General features: G+C 52.1%; 11 protein-coding genes. 8 read left to right on the top strand and 3 right to left on the bottom strand.

Features of this window, described 5'->3' with window-relative positions; translation table 11 throughout:
• Window positions 1–12 precede the first annotated feature (12 nt).
• Window positions 13–1,209, bottom strand: a complete 1,197-nt coding sequence (locus Q1A48_RS10565; protein ID WP_299944511.1) for an acyl-CoA dehydrogenase family protein — start codon at window positions 1,207–1,209, stop codon at window positions 13–15.
• A gap of 1,189 nt (window positions 1,210–2,398) precedes the next feature.
• On the bottom strand, window positions 2,399–3,649 hold the full coding sequence (locus Q1A48_RS10560; RefSeq protein WP_299944509.1) for an FAD-dependent oxidoreductase: 1,251 nt from the start codon (window positions 3,647–3,649) through the stop codon (window positions 2,399–2,401).
• Between the two features lie 1,147 nt (window positions 3,650–4,796).
• Here Q1A48_RS10560 and Q1A48_RS10555 point away from each other — a divergent pair.
• The 6 genes from Q1A48_RS10555 to Q1A48_RS10530 all read left to right on the top strand — a co-directional run bounded on the left by Q1A48_RS10555 (window position 4,797) and on the right by Q1A48_RS10530 (window position 9,990).
• Complete coding sequence (locus Q1A48_RS10555) at window positions 4,797–5,030, top strand: DUF2789 family protein (RefSeq protein WP_299944507.1); 234 nt, start codon at window positions 4,797–4,799, stop codon at window positions 5,028–5,030.
• A gap of 100 nt (window positions 5,031–5,130) precedes the next feature.
• Window positions 5,131–6,096 (top strand): LpxL/LpxP family Kdo(2)-lipid IV(A) lauroyl/palmitoleoyl acyltransferase, encoded by a 966-nt coding sequence (lpxL, locus tag Q1A48_RS10550; protein WP_299944506.1) that lies wholly within the window; start codon window positions 5,131–5,133, stop codon window positions 6,094–6,096.
• A gap of 93 nt (window positions 6,097–6,189) precedes the next feature.
• Window positions 6,190–7,065: a 4-hydroxy-tetrahydrodipicolinate synthase gene (gene dapA, locus Q1A48_RS10545; protein WP_299944504.1), complete on the top strand. Its 876-nt coding sequence runs from the start codon at window positions 6,190–6,192 to the stop codon at window positions 7,063–7,065.
• Between the two features lie 35 nt (window positions 7,066–7,100).
• Window positions 7,101–8,291 carry an outer membrane protein assembly factor BamC gene (bamC, locus tag Q1A48_RS10540; protein ID WP_299944502.1) on the top strand — a complete coding sequence of 397 codons (1,191 nt, stop codon included), beginning with the start codon at window positions 7,101–7,103 and terminating at the stop codon, window positions 8,289–8,291.
• Window positions 8,291–9,064, top strand: a complete 774-nt coding sequence (locus Q1A48_RS10535; RefSeq protein WP_299944500.1) for an MBL fold metallo-hydrolase — start codon at window positions 8,291–8,293, stop codon at window positions 9,062–9,064. The genes bamC and Q1A48_RS10535 overlap by 1 nt, the downstream gene beginning before the upstream one ends.
• Before the next feature lie 104 nt (window positions 9,065–9,168).
• Window positions 9,169–9,990 (top strand): sulfite exporter TauE/SafE family protein, encoded by an 822-nt coding sequence (locus Q1A48_RS10530; protein WP_299944498.1) that lies wholly within the window; start codon window positions 9,169–9,171, stop codon window positions 9,988–9,990.
• 250 nt (window positions 9,991–10,240) lie between these two features.
• On the opposite strand, the gene Q1A48_RS10525 is transcribed toward Q1A48_RS10530, so the two are convergent.
• Complete coding sequence (locus Q1A48_RS10525) at window positions 10,241–11,773, bottom strand: peptide MFS transporter (RefSeq protein WP_299944496.1); 1,533 nt, start codon at window positions 11,771–11,773, stop codon at window positions 10,241–10,243.
• A 377-nt stretch (window positions 11,774–12,150) separates the two neighbouring features.
• On the opposite strand from Q1A48_RS10525, the gene Q1A48_RS10520 reads away from it, so the two are divergent.
• Both Q1A48_RS10520 and Q1A48_RS10515 read left to right on the top strand, forming a co-directional pair.
• Complete coding sequence (locus Q1A48_RS10520) at window positions 12,151–13,326, top strand: tetratricopeptide repeat protein (RefSeq protein WP_299944494.1); 1,176 nt, start codon at window positions 12,151–12,153, stop codon at window positions 13,324–13,326.
• 1,257 nt (window positions 13,327–14,583) lie between these two features.
• Window positions 14,584–17,253 (top strand): TonB-dependent receptor, encoded by a 2,670-nt coding sequence (locus Q1A48_RS10515; RefSeq protein ID WP_299944492.1) that lies wholly within the window; start codon window positions 14,584–14,586, stop codon window positions 17,251–17,253.
• The last annotated feature ends 819 nt before the right edge of the window (window positions 17,254–18,072 follow it).

Here is an 18,072-nt window from a genome sequence, read left to right as displayed (position 1 = left end):
TTTTTCTCCGAATTAGACTGCTGGTCTCGGTTCTCTGGGTAAGCCAAGTGCCCGTTCAGCAATAATATTGCGTTGAATCTGATTGGTTCCACCATAAATCGTGTCCGATCGGGTAAACAAAAATAGCGTTTGCAAGCGGCTTAAGTCATAGCCTTCGCTCTCGATAATATCTGCATCCGGCCCCAATATATCCATAGCCAAGTTGCCCAAATTGCGATGCCAAATTGACCAATAGAGTTTGTAAGTTATTGAGGCGCGATTCAGCCCGACATTGGTCGGGTCTGAAGACAAAGTACGCATTGCGTTATAACGCATAATCTTCAACCCCATATGGGCATCGGCAATACGTTGCCTAATACTTGGGTCTTTACTAGCGCCATTTTGTTTGGCAAGGAGAATAATTTCCTGTAACTCGTTTTGGAACAACATTTGCTGCCCCAGTGTTGAGACGCCGCGCTCAAAACCGAGTAGTTTCATGGCGACCTTCCAGCCTTCGCCAGGTTGTCCCACAATGCAATCCGCAGCAACCTGTGCGTCATCAAAAAACACTTCGTTAAACTCTGAAGTACCATTAAGCTGTTGTATTGGCCTGACATCGATACCGACTTGATCCATCTCAACCAGAAAAAAACCCAAGCCTTTATGAGCTTTACTCGTCGGTTCTGTACGGGCAACCACAAAACACCAATCAGATTCCTGCGCCAGGGAGGTCCAGACTTTTTGCCCATTCAAGCGCCATATTTGTGCGGCCGAATCGAACTCAGCCTTAGTGCTTACGTTGGCCAAGTCAGAGCCCGCACCTGGCTCCGAATAGCCCTGGCACCAAAACTCTTCGCCGGCGAGAATTTTTGGTAAAAAACGCTGTTGCTGCTGTTTGGAGCCAAATGCCATCAAAGTCGGTGCCACCAGGCCTTCGCCAATATGCCCGGCGCGCCCGGGGCCTCCCGCACGTGCATATTCTTCGTAAAAGATTACCTGTTGTTCCAGTGAGCAGCCACGTCCTCCAAAGTTTCTTGGCCAGCCCACGCCCGTCCATCCACCCTCCGCAAGCTTTTTCTCCCAGGCCACACGCTCTAAGAAAAACCTGTGCTCGTCGCCCGGTCCGCCACGAAACCGGATTGATTCGAATTCGCCACATAAATTTCTTTCTAGCCAGCTCGCTATTTCCTGACGAAACGCTTCATCCTCTGCGGTAAAACCAAGTTTCACCCGATATCTCCTAAGGAATAATCCTTAATTAAACACTCGATATCCCGCCGTCTCTCGAGTATGGTGATAAATTTTTACTTCGGTAATAAAGTATCGAAAACAATAGTTTGCAGTTTTTTAAATTAGCTGCATCTTCCGCCATCCGTAGCCATGAGTATGCAGCGAGGTTCTTATCGGATCGCGAATCAAGGGTGGCTAGTTTTTAGTGCGGTTGTCGGCGAGAGATGTTCGCCCATTTTATACTTTTTCGCTGATGCGCAACGTGCATTCCCGTTCTGAGTGCCGTTCAGTTATTTCGCCACGGATGTTATTTGGGTCACCACCAAGAGCAGAGTTGAACTCGATACCACTATGCCCGAGCTTGCCGCTTTCATTGCAGCTTAACGATAGAGATCCCGCACATAAAGAGAACGATACAAGTGATCCATTTTTGAACTTCCACACTCGCTGAATGGCTACTCAAGATCCTCTTCTGTATTCATACAGGGCTGATTATCACCGATCTCAGGCTCTGTGAAAACACGAAACTGAATTCGGAACTATTCCTTTTAATCCGGTGGTAATGTAGTGATGGTATATTGCGTACCCCTTCTTTTTCATGCCTATATTTAACCATCACAATATATTCGCCAGATTAACAAGCCGGTTTTCTATTGGTGGCGGCAATCCCCTTATTAGCTCATTTTTCGTCAATTTAGTTGTAGCAGGTAGTGCAGCTGAATGATCCACCGCGCTTGACAACAATGCCATCAAGCATATTATCTGTAGTGCCCTGCATAAGGCTGACTCCGCGACTGGGATTAAATGCGTTGTTGTAAATGTTGGCTTGTATGAAAGTTACTGTTGGCATGTCTAAACTTCGGTATTAAATGCCTTGGATTCAAATCCCAAGTACACCACAGCCTAAATAGCTATCAGTAAGGCACGAGGGAAGAATACCCTTTTGTCAGGATCAGATGAGGCATGGATGCCGATTACGAACCTACAGGGATATATTCACAACCCGTACTGGGAGAGCAGTATTTCGACATCCTCTTCGCGCGGTTTTGGCTGAACAGTTTCGTGTGCTCATCGCGGCTAACCGAGCTTTCTGCTAACCTCTTTTTCCACACCATTAAGTGATAAAGTTTAAGTTTGAACCTAAACTATTTTAAGGGGGTGAATCATGTATGTTAGAATTGTTGTTTTGTCAAGCGTTTGCAGTCACCGGGCTACTGGCCAGCAAGCCCCTCAGTGCAATATTTTCGTCTGCTAATTGTCCGGCATCCATAGAATTGCCTTGGAGGATAAGCCGCTTGCCAAGCATAAATTCCTGAGGGCTATTGACCGCATCCACAGCCAACAATTTATCCTCCTGAAGATAAAATACCGAAAAATGCCGGCTACCTTTTATATCTCCGCGTATCACTATATCAGTATAGCCTTGGCAAAGACCGGCGATCTGCAATTTCAGGTCATATTGATCAGACCAAAACCAGGGAAGGGCGGCGTAGGGTTTTAGCTTGCCGCACAGCGTGTTGGCAACCACCGAGGCTTGGTCTTGGGCATTTTGCACAGACTCCAAGCGCATTTGACGCTGATAAATAGGGTTGAAGTGTGAGGTGCAATCGCCTGCCGCTAAAATATCGACATCGTTAGTGCGTGCGTACTCGTCGACCTTTATGCCGTTGTCAATGTGCAGGCCGGCCTCGGCCGCTAATTCGACATTGGGGATCACACCAATGCCAATAATCACTATATCCGCTGGATAATCAGCTCCACTGAGACACTCCACCGATGCCACTTTTTTATCTCCGGTTATGGCTATAACCTGCTCATTGGTTACAATCTCTACACCTTCTTCACGATGTGTTCTCGAAAAAAAATCGGCGACCTCAGGAGCGGTAACTCGCTGTAGAATACCAGGCAAGGCTTCAAGCACGGTTACCTGCATATTTAGCTTGCGCAGTGCAGCCGCAGTCTCCAAGCCAATGTAACCTCCACCAATTATTACAGCGCGTTTATCACTGCCAGTAAATGGTTTAATTTTTTGGGCGTTATTAAGGTTGCGTAAATAAAACACCCCCTTTAAGTCGGAGCCGGGGATGTCGATTTTACGTACTCGTGCGCCAGTGGTAATCACCAGTTTGTCATACTCAAGGCTTGCGCCATCATCCAGAATCAGTTGTTTGTTGGCGCGATCAATGGAGGTTGCCGTCACACCCATGGAGATACTGATATTACTTTTGCGGTAGACTTCTGGTGAGCGGATTAGCATCTGTTCAAGGCTTTTTATGCCCGCAAGGTAGTCTTTGGATAACGGGGGACGGTGATAGGGCAGGTAGTATTCATTGGAAATCATTGATATAGTGCCAGCCCACCCTCTTTGGCGCAACACAGGGGCGAGTTGTGCTGCAGCATGACTCGCACCAATAATAATACATCTTTGTTTTGATTCCATTGTCGCGAGGCTTCCTGTTGGCAAAACAGAGTTGCGAGGGGCGGCCTATGGTTAATTACACCCAGCATACCCCTTTAATATAAAAGCAAACGCACTTATTTTACTCGGTTCTACAATTTTTATATTTGATAATCAAGCCGTATTCACAAAGCCATACTGTTTTGCCTGAGGCTTAAGTGAAGCAACGGTTTCATGCTTGCCCAGATCCCGTTCGACCATAAGGTGACTCGATTTGCGCACTGGTAGCGTGTCTTTCACGGCACGAGTCAGTGTTTCCAAAATATTTGCTGGGTCTTTGAGGTAGCCACTTCTTCGATAGTATCAACCAGCGCTTTAGCCTTGAGATGTTTTATCAGTCAGTCTGCGGGTATCCTGGACTTTTTTTTTACGGATTGGCGCATAAGTATTCAGATATGGATGCAATTTCGCTGCATAAGAGAATTAGACAGTAGAAAATTAGATCATGCAAGCCGTGAAAAATAGGCATTCGAGCGGTTCAGGGTGTAGAGGTTGGTGAAAGTTCGATGGTGGTGATAGCGGCGCTGGGGCGGCCGGGTCCCTGTATATACAATGGGATTGCAAATTAATGTAAAGGCAATATTGATGCCCTCACAGATTGTTGAAAAATCCCGGCATTGTCCATAAATGCCGTTTCCATTCTTGGGGAAATAAAAAAATACAGAATTTAATGATTTTGATGCCAAATTCACGATTTTCCCGGGGTGTCCTCGTGCGTTTTATTTTATCAGGCGGACCCTTCCGGCAGATTCACCCTCCGCGTTGAATTCCAACTGATGGATCTCATGTTGAAAAAGATATGGACCCGCGCCAATCCTCCCCCTTGATTTGACGGGTCAGGCTCACTGTTTTGCTCCAGCCAAATCCCTCTTCGATACGTCTTTTCACTTTCATACTAAGAAACCTAGCCGAGGCGTCAGCTGCTGCGGCTGTCGATGGCCGGACCACCGCGGCGCTTGTCGTTACGCGTTATGTGTGGGGGTACATTCTGCCGGAGCAGTTGCCCTCGATTGAATGCATGCACCCATTGAATCCCAATCCGGCAGCGTACATCGGGTGCGGGGCTATCTATAATGGGAACAGCCACCTTAAGCTGGGGGCAGTCAGGCAACATTCGATGGGAGGCTCTATGGAAACCACCGGGCATCACACCCTCAATGACCTCTTTGCGCAGCTGGGGCTGGCTTCAGAGGATGCGGCGATAGACGAGTTTCTGATCGCTCACAGCCTGCACCGGCACGAGAAATTGTCAGCGGCCCCCTTTTGGAGCCAAGGGCAGCGGGAATTTCTCGAGGACGCCATCAGGGACGATTCCGACTGGTGTGTCGCCGTTGACGAGTTGGACTCCCTGCTGCGCCACTGAAACGTTCCGGCTCCGGAGCGGGCTCTTCTCCATAGGGTATACTACGCCGAATTCAACCAATCAAGCCGGTGCCCGGGCGCCGGATGCTTAGTGATATCCGATGGAAAAACCGCGATTTCAAGCTGCCTTGCTGCACCCCCGTTACTGGCTGACCTGGCTGCTGTTTGCACTCTGGTTCCTGGTGGCGCAGCTGCCCTATCGCTGGCAGCTGCACATGGGCCGCGGCATCGGCCGGGCAATGCTGAGACTTGCGCCCAGCCGGCGTACCATCGCCGAGCGCAATCTCGCGTTGTGTTTCCCCAGGCTCGGCCAGGCCGAGCGCACAGAACTCCTGCACCGCAATTTTGAATCCAGCGGTATCGCCCTGATGGAAACCGGTATGGCGTGGTTCCGCTCGGCGCCCTGGCTGCGCAGGCGCGTTGCTATTGAGGGCCTGCAGGCCCTGCAGGCTCTCCAGGCAGAGGGGCGCGGGGTGCTGCTGATGGCCATGCATTTCACCACTCTGGAGCTGGGAGCGGCCTTGATGGGGATGAGTATTACACTGGATGGGATGTACCGGCCGCACAAAAATCCTGTTTATGACTATATGCAGCGCAAAGGGCGCGAACGCCATACCGCCGATGGCTGTGTCTACCAGCGCAAGGATGTGCGCGGGGTATTGCGCGCCCTGCAGCGGGGGCGTGCGGTCTGGTATGCTCCGGACCAGGACTACGGGATCAAACAGGGGGTTTTCGCCCCGTTTTTTGGTGTCCCGGCGGCCACAGTCACCGGTACATCGCGGTTTGCCCGGGTGGGGCGGGCCGAGGTGGTGCCCTATATGGTGACCCGCCTGGACGATGGTTTTGGGTACCGCCTGAAAGTGTACCCACCCCTCGAGCAGATCCCCTCTGGAGACGAGCAGCAGGATGCGGTCCTGGTCAACCAGTTTATTGAAGCGCGTATCCTGGAAGCCCCGGAGCAGTATATGTGGGTACACCGCCGCTTTAAGACCCGACCGCAAGGCGCGGCCAATATTTATGAAGGTGTGCGTAAGAAGAAAAAGAAACGCAGGCGCGTGGCGACCTAGTCGCACTGGCATAGATTCCGCGCCCTCAGTAACATACAGGTTCGATTCTGGCGGTGCTGTTCCAGGGCGAGCGCAAAGTATGAAGGAGTGAGAATGTTTACCGGCAGTATGGTGGCCTTGGCCACCCCAATGTTTGCAGACGGAAGCCTGGACTGGGATAGTTTGCGCAACCTGGTCGAGTGGCATATCGAGCAGGGTACCCGCGCGCTGGTTACCGTTGGCACCACGGGGGAATCCGCCACACTCGATGTGCATGAGCATGTGGAGATGATCCGGCGGGTCGTGGATCAGGTAGCGGGCCGCATCCCGGTGATCGCGGGAACAGGTGCCAACTCTACCACAGAGGCCATCGACCTCACGGAAAACGCCACCCGGTGTGGCGCCGACGCCTGCTTGTTGGTGACGCCTTACTACAATAAACCGAGCCAGGAGGGGCTGTACCAGCACTACCTGGCCATCGCCAGGGCGGTGGCGATCCCGCAGATTCTCTACAATGTGCCCGCACGCACGGCTGTCGACATGCTGCCTGATACAGTGCTGCGCCTGGCGACCATCGGCAATATTGTCGGTATCAAGGAAGCGACCGGTGATCTGGCGCGCGCCAGGGTGTTATTGGATACCCTGCCCGAGGGGTTTGCCGTGTACTCCGGTGACGACAGTACCGCTTTGGAGCTGATGTTGATGGGGGGGCACGGCGATATCAGCGTAACGGCCAATGTGGCGCCCGCTGCGGTGGCCCAGATGTGTGAGGCCGCACTGGCTGGCGATGCTGTCACCGCGCAGGCCATCGATCAGCGTATCCAAATATTGCACAAAGTGCTGTTTCTGGAGTCCAACCCGATACCGGTAAAATGGGCCTTGCGGGAAATGGGGCGTATCGACGGGGGAATTCGCCTGCCGCTGACCAGCCTTTCCCCCCAGCACCATGCTACAGTGCGCGAAGCCCTGCGCAGTGCCGGCATACTCTGAACCCGCGAATTGAGAACGAATCAGGATAAGCTTTCATGAACAAATTGACCGTTGGAGCCGCGCTCTGTATTTCCAGCCTTACCCTGGCAGGCTGCGGTGTATTCGGCAACGATGGCTATTTCCGTGACCGCAGCAACGACTATCAGCAGGCCGACAGCCTGCCGCCTTTGCAGATGCCTGAAGGTGTCACTGCCAAGCACCAGGAGGAGCTCTACGAGATTCCCCAGATCGCCGCAGACGAGCTGGGGCAGGGGGATTTTGAAGTGCCCAGACCCCAGGCGCTTTCCATCAATGCGGGCCTGGACAGGGTTAAAATTCAAAAGTTGGGCGGTAACCGCTGGGTATTGATATCGCAACCACCGGAGGAAGTCTGGCCACAGCTGCACTATTTCCTGCGCACTTCGGGCCTGCGCGTGGAAATGTCTGATGCCAGTGCCGGTATCTTGGAAACCGCCTGGATGACCTTCAATGAAAGTCCTGAAACCAAAGACAAATACAGGCTGCAGATTGAAACTGGCGTACAGCCGGATACCACGGAAGTCCATGTGCGCCACCTGTCCGTGTCAACGGAAGCACCGGTGGGCGGCATGGTGAACTGGCCTCAGCACTCCACGAGTCCCGAGCGTGAAGGCTGGATGATTGACGAGATGTCCACTGCCCTGGCAACCGATACTTCCGGTGCCTCGGCCTCTTTGGTGGCTCAGGCCATCGGCGGTGATACGGTCAAGGTGCAGCTGCGTGAGCCGGTCGGTCACGAGCCCTATATCGCTATGGGTCTGGAGATGGAGCGGGCCTGGGCGACAGTGGCCCATGCGGTCAATGCCGGCGCCTATCGTCTGCACCGCGAAGATTCCGATATCGGGCTCTTCTACGTGACCTACGATGAGGACCGAGAGCTGGCCAACAGCGAGGAAGAGGGCGGTGGCTGGTTCTTCTGGAGCAGCGGGGATAAAGAGGACGAACTGGCGGAAAGTGCGGATCAAGTGACCCTGCAGCAGATTCTCGCCGGTATCGATCCGGATGCAGAGGTTGAGTCTCCTCTATTCAGGGAAATCAGGGGGCTGGGTGTGAGAGCGAACCCCGATGAGGCATATCCCGGCTATCTGGTCGTTATACGGGGCAACGACGACGAGATCGAAGTGCGCATCCGCGATACACGCGGCCAGCCCCTGTCCAGAACCAAGGCCTCCCAACTGTTGCTTTCTATCCAGCAGAACTTGATTTAATGGGCCTGCGCTTCGCTTCCCTGGGGAGCGGCAGCAGGGGCAACGGCACCTTGGTCGCCAGTGGCAGCCACAGTCTATTGGTGGATTGTGGCTTCACCATTAAGGAGACCGAGCGCCGTATGGCGCGGCTCGGCATATCCCCATCGGACCTCTGCGCGATACTGGTAACCCATGAGCACAGCGATCACCTGTCTGGAGTAGCACCCCTTGCGCGCAAGTACGGACTGCCAATTTACCTGACCCCCGGAACCCTCCGTGCCCGCAGTATAGGCAGGCTGCCCCAGGTACACCTGATTGAAGGGCACCAGCCGTTTACGATTGGCGATATTCAGGTTACGCCGGTGGCTGTACCCCATGATGCCCGTGAGGCTGCACAGTTTGTTTTTCGCAGTTGTGGCTGCAGTCTCGGGCTATTGACCGACCTGGGTACCGTGACCCCCCATGTGGAGGCGCATTTTGGCGATTGCGATGCACTGGTTCTGGAGACCAATCACGACTCTAGGATGCTGGCTCAGGGGCCATATCCCCGGCGCTTAAAACAGCGCGTCGGTGGTGCCTATGGGCATTTGAGTAACCAGCAGGCTGCCGGCTTTCTGCAGCGGGTGGGCTATCAGCAGCTCCAGCACCTGGTGCTTGCGCATATCAGTGAGAAAAATAATCAATTGGCGCTTGTCCAAGAGGCGCTGGCAGACGCTGTGGCTGGTGCGGGGAATAGCCTTTTTGCCTGCCAGGAAGCGGGATTTGGCTGGCTTGCTGTTGAGAGCCGTGGTTAATTGCCCCTTTCCCCTTAATCAATGGCCAGTTTGCGCCTCACTAAGCCGGCAACGTTTTGGCCCTGGTCGGGCTTGTCTGTCGCTGTAAATTGAGGGGGGACTCTATGGAAACACTCTTTGTTTACTTGCTGGTGGGGGCTGTGGCGGGCACCATCGCCGGCCTGTTTGGGGTTGGGGGTGGGCTGATAATCGTTCCGGCACTGGTGTTGGTTTTTACCACCATGGGCATCTCCCCGGAAATCCTGACCCACATGGCAGTGGGTACTTCACTGGCGACGATTGTGATCACTTCAATCAGCTCGGTGCGCACGCACCACCAAAAGGCCGCTGTGGATTGGCGGGTTTTCTGGGTAATGACACCCGGAATACTCCTGGGCTCCTGGGTTGGGGGCATAACGGCAGAACGCCTCTCCGGTGCCTGGTTACAACTGTTCATCGGTATTTTCGCTATCGTGATGGCCGTCCGTATGTGGCTGAGCGGTCTACACCACGGAGGGGGCTCGGAGGGCTCTGGTACATTGCCCGGCCCTCCTGTACTGATGACTGCGGGCGGGGTTATCGGCTGGGTCTCGGCAATATTCGGTATTGGTGGCGGCGCATTGACGGTGCCCTTCCTGTCGCGCTGCCGGGTAAATATGCAGCGTGCCATCGCCACTTCCGCCGCCTGCGGCCTGCCTATTGCGATTGCCGGCGCGCTGAGCTTTTCGGTGCAGGGCTGGGACAATACCCTGCTGCCGAGGTGGAGCAGTGGCTATATTTATTGGCCCGCTTTTTTCGGCATCGTGCTGGCCAGCACTTTTTTCGCCCGCTTTGGTGCCATACTGGCCCACCGCTTCCCCGCACGGCTGTTAAAACACGGCTTTGCCGCGTTGTTGTGCGTGATTGGATTTCGCTTTATCTGGCTGAACATTGGCCGCTTCTTATAAGGAATAACTGGTGGATGGCCCGCTATTAACTGCCTGCACCTTCTCCCTCCCAACAAGTGAATACCCCATCAGCCACTGTGGTTGGGGATGGTACCTTGTATCCAAGACGTGATGCATGCCCATGTACTCTGGTATCTGGTGATCAAAAGCCCGAGGAGGAACTTCTGGGCGCACAAAAAAGCCGCTGTAGACAGCGGCTTTCTGATTCTAATCCAGACCCGCAGTGCGGGTCAGCGGGAGGGAGGTACCCTCATATTGTTCTGGCGGTGGTTTCGGCGGGTTCGGCCGCTTGAGACACCTCCCCAAGACTCTCCCAGTGTTTTGACTTCAGGCTGATCAGCGCGAGGATAATGCCGATGCCGATGGTGAACAGGCTGATCTGCAGGTACAGATTCGGCATTTCAGCGACATTGTTCGGATCGAAGTGTCCCGCCAGCAGGCCTGAGAAGATATTGCCGATGGAATAGGTCAGCACGAATACGCCCATCATCTGGCCGGCAAAGCGGCGAGGGGACAGTTTGCTGACGGCACTCAGGGCCACCGGGCTCAGACACAGCTCACCAACAGTGTGCAGGAAGTAAGTGGTAACCAACCAGTAGGGCGCCACTTTCAGGCCCTCGGCGGCGTACTGGGCGGCGAAGAACATCACCAGGAAGCCGCTGGCCATAATGATTAGGCCGATGGCGCATTTCAGATTGTAGGAGGGGGTCATCATGCGCTTGCCCAGATTGATCCAGAGCGCCGCAAAGAAAGGGGACAAGGTGATGATGAACAGTGAGTTGAGGTTTTGGAACCAGGTCGCCGGTATCTCAAAGGTACCGATCAGGCGGTCGGTATAATCGCGCGCAAACAGGTTGAGAGAGGACCCGGCCTGCTCGAAACCCGACCAGAAAAAGGTGGAGGCCACGCAGATCAGGAACAGGGCCCACAACTTCCTTTTTTCTGATCCGCTCAGCTTGCCACGGTAATAGATGAAGGCGAAATAGGCGAGGAAAGTCAGGGTAAAGGCCACGGCCACATACTGGGCGGCTGTGACCGGATCGATGGTGATGACGCCCTGCATAGTCAAACCGGTGATCAGTGCAACAGCAATTAAAACGGCGCCAATGATGCGCCAGGCCAGCCTGGCTTTCTCCGCTGGCATGGGATTTTCCGGCTTTAAGCTGGCATCACCCAGGTTGCCGATGGTCCTGCGGTACTGAATCAGGCCGATGGCCATACCGACTGCCGCGGCACCGAAGCCCCAGTGCCAGCCGATATTCTCTCCGAAGTACCCACAAATGGTGGAACCGAGCACGGAGCCGATGTTGATGCCCATATAGTAGAGGGCGTAGCCACTGTCGCGACGCACATCTTGGGGTTGATACAGATGTCCCACCAGGGCACTGATATTGGGTTTGAGCAGGCCGGTCCCGGAGGCAACCAGGATCAGGCCAAGGAAAAAAGTGTTGTCACTGGGGATCGCCAGCACGATATGGCCACACATGATAATGATGCCGCCGTACCATATGGTGCGCTGCCCACCGAGCAGGCGGTCGGCGATCCAGCCACCGGGCAGGCCGAGAAAGTAGACCGCACCGGTGTAAAGGCCGTAGATGGCAGCTGCGGCGGCAACGGTGAAGGCGAGACCCTCCTCCTGCAGGCTGGCGGTCATAAACAGTACGAGCAGGGCGCGCATACCGTAATAGCTCATCCGCTCCCACATCTCGGTGAAGAACAGTGTGGAAAGCCCTTTCGGATGACCAAAGAAGCCACCGCTAGTCTGGTGTATATTCGACGACATAAGCTGAAGTTCCAGTTGTTATAGCTTTACTCAAGCATACCTTGGCAAGCCAAGATACTCATGGGTTTCAGAGGCATGTGAACGATTTCCGTTCATTGGCCCGGCAATCCATCCAGACCTTGGAAAATGATTCCATTTTCCCGTTGTAATTGGTGATGGAGGCCTCGACCATACGGTGGTTTCCTTTTACCACAAACCCCTCGGGCCGATCCGCTCTGGCAGCCCTGCCTCCAAGCACAATTGGCAAAGTGTAACAGTTGCGAGTGCAGCAGGCGACTCGTTACAGTTGCAACCAAACCGGTCATCGCACTGCTGTTCACAATCGGTCCGAAACATGTTAAATGCTCAAGCAGGATGCCCCGAACAGGGAAACCACAATGAGAAAAGCCCCGGTAATCTTGACCCTTTTTATGCTTGTGGGCTTTTTGGGGGCCTGCGCTGGCCAGCCGCTTGCGGAAAAACCGGCAGAAGTTGCGGTGGAGCACTTGCTGTCAGGTACTGCGATATTTGGCCGGCCCGTGAATGCCGTTGAATTGCCTCAAGACCCGGTGATGTCACTGACAGCGGAGATGCGCCGATTTCTCGCAGATATTGCTCCGGGTGCATCGCCACAGAGACGCCTGGTGACACTGATCAAAGCGTTTGAAGCGCAGAAATTCCATATTGAATACGATGAAGCCACCACCCTGACTGCCGCACAGACTTTCCATAAGCGGCGTGGTAACTGCCTGTCATTTACCCTGATGATGGTGGCGATGGCGCGGGAGCTGGGTGCCGAGGCCTACTTCAACCAGGTGGTGGTTCCCCCGGTCTGGAGCCACGACGAGGCCCAGACTTTCGTGGTTTACCGCCACGTCAATATGGTTTCGAAAGATCCCCGTGGCCGCCGCGTGGTGGATTTCAATCTGGCCGCTTATGATCCCGCCTACGACCAGCGCAGGCTGGATGACACCAGTGCTTTCTCGCTGTATTACAGCAATCGCGGAGTTGAGTTTATGCGTGCGGGCGAGGGTGAGAAAGCCTTTCTGTATCTGCGTAAGGCTCTGGAGCTGCGCCCCGAGATAAGCGATCTATGGGCTAACCTGGGGGCGTTTTACAGCCATTTTGGCCATTACTCTGAGGCGGAACAGAGTTATCGCCAGGCCTTGTATTTAAACAATATCAATCTGGTGGCTATGAGCAATTTAGCGCGCTTGTACCGCTACAGTGGCCGTGAAGGATTGGCCAATGCCTACGCAGAGCGTGCCCGCCACCACCGGGAGCGCAACCCCTACTACCTATATTACCAAGCCCGCGACGCCTATGAGCAGGGGGAATACAAGCGAGCTGAGAAACGTTTGCGCCGCGCCGTCTGGCACCATGATGACCACCGTTTCCACTTTCTTTTGGGACTGACAAGATTTCAGCTGGGGGATATGGCCGCATCCCGGCAGAGTTTCAAGGAGGCTTTTGCCCTGGTGAGTAGCCTGTACACAGCAAACATCTATAAGCGCAAGTTGGGCTTGTTATTGAACGGGTTTGCCCAGGCTAAGTCTGCCACCTCCCTACGATAAAGGGGGCTTATAATTTTGATGAAGGTGCCTAAATTTGCAATCAATGCCAAGCATAAATCCTACCATCTGTATACTCATTGCCCGCGAAGCAATGGTGAAACTGTCTAGAAGTTCCAGATTCTCAAAAGTGCAATTCAACCTGGAGTCGGTGACGCCATCCGTCTGTTTAACGCTACTCAATACGGCTGGATTCAGGGCGGGGGTAGCCTAAGTGTGCGATAAGAGGGGCAGCCAGAGTTACATAGTTAGAGACTCGAATTACTCCGATACTGATATTCGATGCCATTCCCCACTGAATAAAGTACGCTGTGGATTACGTTAGTCGAGGGTTCGCTGCAAAAACTTGAAGAGAATTGGAGCCGATATACGCTGGTTGCCCAGCAGAGACCACCAATGTTGCTGAAAAGGGGGCGAATTGGGGTTGGCATCTTAAACTTACTTTGGTTTTTTATATTGAAAAACTGATAAATTATTACTTTTTATGCCAAATTATTTAACTTCAGAGCGATAATTTTCTTGAGGTGACCGGATTGGCGCCCACAGCCCACAGCACAGACAGATAGTTACTCTAGCCCCCTGTAACCCTGTAACCCTGTAAGATGCAACATTGTACGCCACTAGTTGGCTGTCATAGAGAAAGAATCAAAATTAGATGTAAGTATAGAATAGTATAGGTTATTCTAATATGGCCATAAAGAAGGCTCTCCGCCTTTGCTGGTAGGTAATTTGTCTGGTTTTTTGCAAGCGCTGATCTGGCCTGCTCCCTGATGAATCGCATGTTGGCCTACGGGCCCCTAGTTAGTAGTGGGGGTGGGGGAAAGTGAATGTGTGAGAGGTAAGGCTCACTGGCTGAAGTGCAGAGTGCCGCTACTAGCTACTATAAATATCAGGTATGCTCCGGATTTGACAATAACTTTCTTGCATGACTAAAATGCCACAACAGAAAATTTTCTAAAAAGAAAATTGTTCTTTAAGTATAGGGGTGGAGGCAAATTTTTTCTGTCCCGCGATGGTTTGTTGGGGAATCTTAGATGCATTCTTAGCCAGATCTTAGAGTCAATCTTGCATTTGGTGAGTATGCAGTCTATCAAATCTACCATTGCTATTTTTTTAAAAAATAGTATGTTTTGAGGGGTTCCTTCCGCAAATCGTCATGAAGTGTGTTGGGAGGGAAGTGACTACTTGGGGGTGCTCACTTCCTGAAATCGCCGTTAATGGCAAAAGACTATAAATCCAACAATCTAGAGAGGATTGACAATGAAAAAGAACCTCCTGTCTGTAGCTGTAAAGGGGGCCTTGGGCTTTACCGCAGCTGCGATTATGCTTCCAACTATGCCTGTTTTCGCTCAGGAAGATGCGGAAATGGTAGAAGAAGTTGTAGTTACTGGTTCGAGGATTAAGCGTATTGATCCCGAACTCGCCGTACCAGTGCAAGTTTTTAACTCCGATTACATAAAAAATTCTGGTGCTTCCAGTATTTCGGAATTTCTGTTTACGGCAAACTTTGCCGGACCCAGTATATTCAATGAAAACTCAACGCTCAGTCAGTCAGCTGGATCAGCAAGTTTCGATAGCCGAGGCTTTGGTACTGACTACGTCCTAGTCTTATTGAATGGTCGAAGGCTGCCAGCAAACCCTCAAGGTGGCAGTAATGCGACCAACCTGAATCTCGTCCCAATCGCTGCTGTAGAGCGTGTTGAATATCTGTCTACCGGTGCTTCTGCCATTTATGGTGCAGATGCGGTACAGGGCGTAATCAACGTGATCACCCGCTCCAACTTTGACGGTATGCAGGTCGAACTTCGTACCGAAGCTATGGACAACGGTGATGCAGCTAAAAACAATTTCTCTTTTTCCACTGGTGTAACTGGCGATAAAGGCTGGCTGATGGCCTCTGTCGATTACCAGACCCAGGAGAGCTTAAGCGCTAATGGCTTGCCATTAATCGGCTCGGCAATTTCTCCTACCGGGATAGATGGACGCAGCCCGACCGGCTTGCCTGGTACCTATATCGATAATGATCTTGATATTTCTTATCCGGCCGCTGACTGCCCCGATGGCAATGCTCGTGCGGCTCAGTTCACCTCTCAGGGGCAGGACTGCTCGTTTGATGTAGGTCCTATTTACGAAGCTATTCCTTCTCAGGAGCGCTATAATTTCCTGGCTTCTGGTGAACTGGAAGTGGCAGAGAATATTACTGCCTACGGTGAGTTTCGTTTCAGCCGCAACTTTACTGAGGTTCGCAACGGTGCAGCACCGGCTTTCTTTGAGATCACAGGGTCAGATTCCCTTGGGAAAGTGGATGAGCAGCTAGGTACTGATCTCGCTAATTCTAGTGAAGTATATATTTTGCGCCGTGCGGTCGACGCGGGCCCTAGGGCTACCGACAATACTAACACCGCATTTTCCTCCGTCTTTGGAACCCGCTTTGATTTCAGCGGCCATGAACTGGATGTTAGCTTCCAGACTGTTGAGTCAGAAATGAATCGGATTGGAGTCGGTGGTCAGCTGTCTACCACCGCAATTGAAGAAGCTGTCGCCAGTGGTTTATTTGACCCAACTCAAACTTACTCTCCAGCGTTCTTTGATGAAAACGGCTTAGCGGTCTCCACTCAACGCCAGTCAACTGGAACAGAAAGTACATGGACTGCGAATCTCAATGGCGAGTTGCCTTTCTCTTTGGGGCAATCTCAGCTTGGGTACTCAGTTGGCGCCCGTTACAAGGAAGACGAATTTAATGATCGTTCTGACGCACTATCTACATCGGGAGATATTGCTGGTGGAGCAAGCTCCAATGGTTTTGGAAAGCGCGACAACACCGCCGTATATGGTGAGATTGCCTTCAATCCACTAGAAAGCCTTGAGATTTCACTGGCGGCGCGCTATGACGAGTATAACTGGGAAGGGTTGGGGACGAGTTCCGGTGATGATGCGACCACTTGGAACCTCGCCGCCTCTTACCGGATATTGGATAACTTGATGGTTCGCGGCTCCGGAGGTACGGGTTTTAAAGCTCCCACGCTTGGCGACTTGTTCCTAGGGCAATCCTTCGGAGTAGTCACTGCTGTTGACACAACGATTTGCAACGCGGCAAAGTCCTCGGGTTCGACTCCAGATGAGATTGCTAACGCATGTCGTCAAATCGAAATTCGCTCTGTATCTGGAGGCAATCCTATACTCGAGACCGAAGAGTCTAAAAACTACAGTTTCGGTATCGTTTATGAGCCAATCGACAATATGCTCTTGGCTGTTGATTACTACAACATTCAAGTCGAGGGTAAAATCGGATCATTATCGGTACAGGAAATCGTAGATAACGAAGCAGTCTACCCAGACCTCGTAACCCGTGTAAATGGCTCCTTAAGTGTGCCAGGTGCCGAAGTTCGTTCAAACCTGCAAAACTTGAGCGAGGAGAATGGCGAGGGTATCGATTTCTCAGGTCGATACAGCTTTGACTTGGCAGGTGGAACTATGTTTGCCGACTTCCGTGCAGCCTACTTGATGAGCCATGAGCGTCAAGCCTCAGACGTTCAGCCTCTGTGTGAGGACGCAGGAACAACCAGCGAGCCAGAGTGGCGCTTCAATAATCAGTTGGGCTGGTCTAGAGACAAGCTTTCTTTGGCTCTTACCGGTCGCTATATTGGTGAAACTGAAGACACAATTGGCGGGCGCGATACTGCTAATTTTAGCTGCTCCCCGGGCGAAACCAGCCGTGTTGAAAAAGTGGATAGCTACTTCGAGCTTGGTCTGAGAGGCTCTTATCAGATTACTGACCAGACTGATATCACCTTGGGCATAGTCAACCTAACTGATGAGGAGCCTGTCTTCTCTGAAGTAGCAGCAGGCGGCTGGCCCTGGTATGACCAAGCCACGTATGATCCACGAGGCACCCGTTGGTACCTCAGCCTAAGCCATAGTTTTGAATAATCTCTTCTTAACCCAACAAGCTTGGTAGTTGGGTGGGTATTGCGGCGCAGGGAAGTAGCGCCGCTGGCCTATTAACGGTTTAAACTCTTGAGTTACAGGTAATTTTGCATGCTTGTATCGGTACTTCAAGAGCGATAACAGAGTAGGTCATTGAGGGATTGTTTGATCTTCAGATGAGCAGAAAATATATAAGCCGCTAAATTTTAGCGGCTTTTTTAATGGCGCTGTTATCACTGTTTATAGAAGAACTCTTGTCAGGTTTGGTCTTCGGGCTGTTGAGTAAACCTCGGTTTTTAATCGACAGAAAATTCACATGATTTTTTGTTGTTTTTAATTTAAAGATTTCTCAGGTTTTGAGGCGCAATAGTTAATAATTGCCAAAAACAGATTGTTTTGTTTTTATGTTTACGCGGATTCAACCTTGAGGCGCATACCGCTTATGCGGTTTGCGTCGCCAAATAATTATCCATTAAATTTCCAGTGTTTCAAAACTAAATGTTTTCCTTGGTCGATTATTTAAATCGTATACCACTGCATTAACCTCGTAAGCGCACAGAAAATGCCGCTCTTTGATTCACTCTGCAACGTAACCGCTCATTGTAGAGTGAATCACCCCGAGCCTCTCGGAGGCTAACTTTCTTGAGAGAATTAGCCAATGAGCAAACAACCTGGGTACTCTCCCGGAGTACGGGAGCGCGCAGTTCGCACGGTGTTGACCGGCGAGCATGAACATAAATCGGTAGTGTTCAGAATTCTGTGTCATTTCTTTATCATTAGCAAAAAAGAGATGACCTATGACCAAACCTACTTTCGATATGG

This window comes from uncultured Microbulbifer sp. (assembly GCF_947489355.1).
Taxonomy (GTDB): domain Bacteria; phylum Pseudomonadota; class Gammaproteobacteria; order Pseudomonadales; family Cellvibrionaceae; genus Microbulbifer.
The sequence above is the reverse complement of the archived record's forward strand: the minus strand, read 5'-3'. Positions and strand labels throughout refer to the sequence as shown.

What these genes read in the sequence shown, in the direction of transcription:
- Q1A48_RS10525 (WP_299944496.1), bottom strand. Translation starts at nt 11,773, where the DNA reads ATGTCGTCGAATATACACCAGACTAGCGGTGGCTTCTTTGGTCATCCG.
- Q1A48_RS10560 (WP_299944509.1), bottom strand. Translation starts at nt 3,649, where the DNA reads ATGGAATCAAAACAAAGATGTATTATTATTGGTGCGAGTCATGCTGCA.
- dapA (WP_299944504.1), top strand. Translation starts at nt 6,190, where the DNA reads ATGTTTACCGGCAGTATGGTGGCCTTGGCCACCCCAATGTTTGCAGAC.
- Q1A48_RS10535 (WP_299944500.1), top strand. Translation starts at nt 8,291, where the DNA reads ATGGGCCTGCGCTTCGCTTCCCTGGGGAGCGGCAGCAGGGGCAACGGC.
- Q1A48_RS10515 (WP_299944492.1), top strand. Translation starts at nt 14,584, where the DNA reads ATGAAAAAGAACCTCCTGTCTGTAGCTGTAAAGGGGGCCTTGGGCTTT.
- Q1A48_RS10530 (WP_299944498.1), top strand. Translation starts at nt 9,169, where the DNA reads ATGGAAACACTCTTTGTTTACTTGCTGGTGGGGGCTGTGGCGGGCACC.
- lpxL (WP_299944506.1), top strand. Translation starts at nt 5,131, where the DNA reads ATGGAAAAACCGCGATTTCAAGCTGCCTTGCTGCACCCCCGTTACTGG.
- Q1A48_RS10520 (WP_299944494.1), top strand. Translation starts at nt 12,151, where the DNA reads ATGAGAAAAGCCCCGGTAATCTTGACCCTTTTTATGCTTGTGGGCTTT.
- bamC (WP_299944502.1), top strand. Translation starts at nt 7,101, where the DNA reads ATGAACAAATTGACCGTTGGAGCCGCGCTCTGTATTTCCAGCCTTACC.
- Q1A48_RS10555 (WP_299944507.1), top strand. Translation starts at nt 4,797, where the DNA reads ATGGAAACCACCGGGCATCACACCCTCAATGACCTCTTTGCGCAGCTG.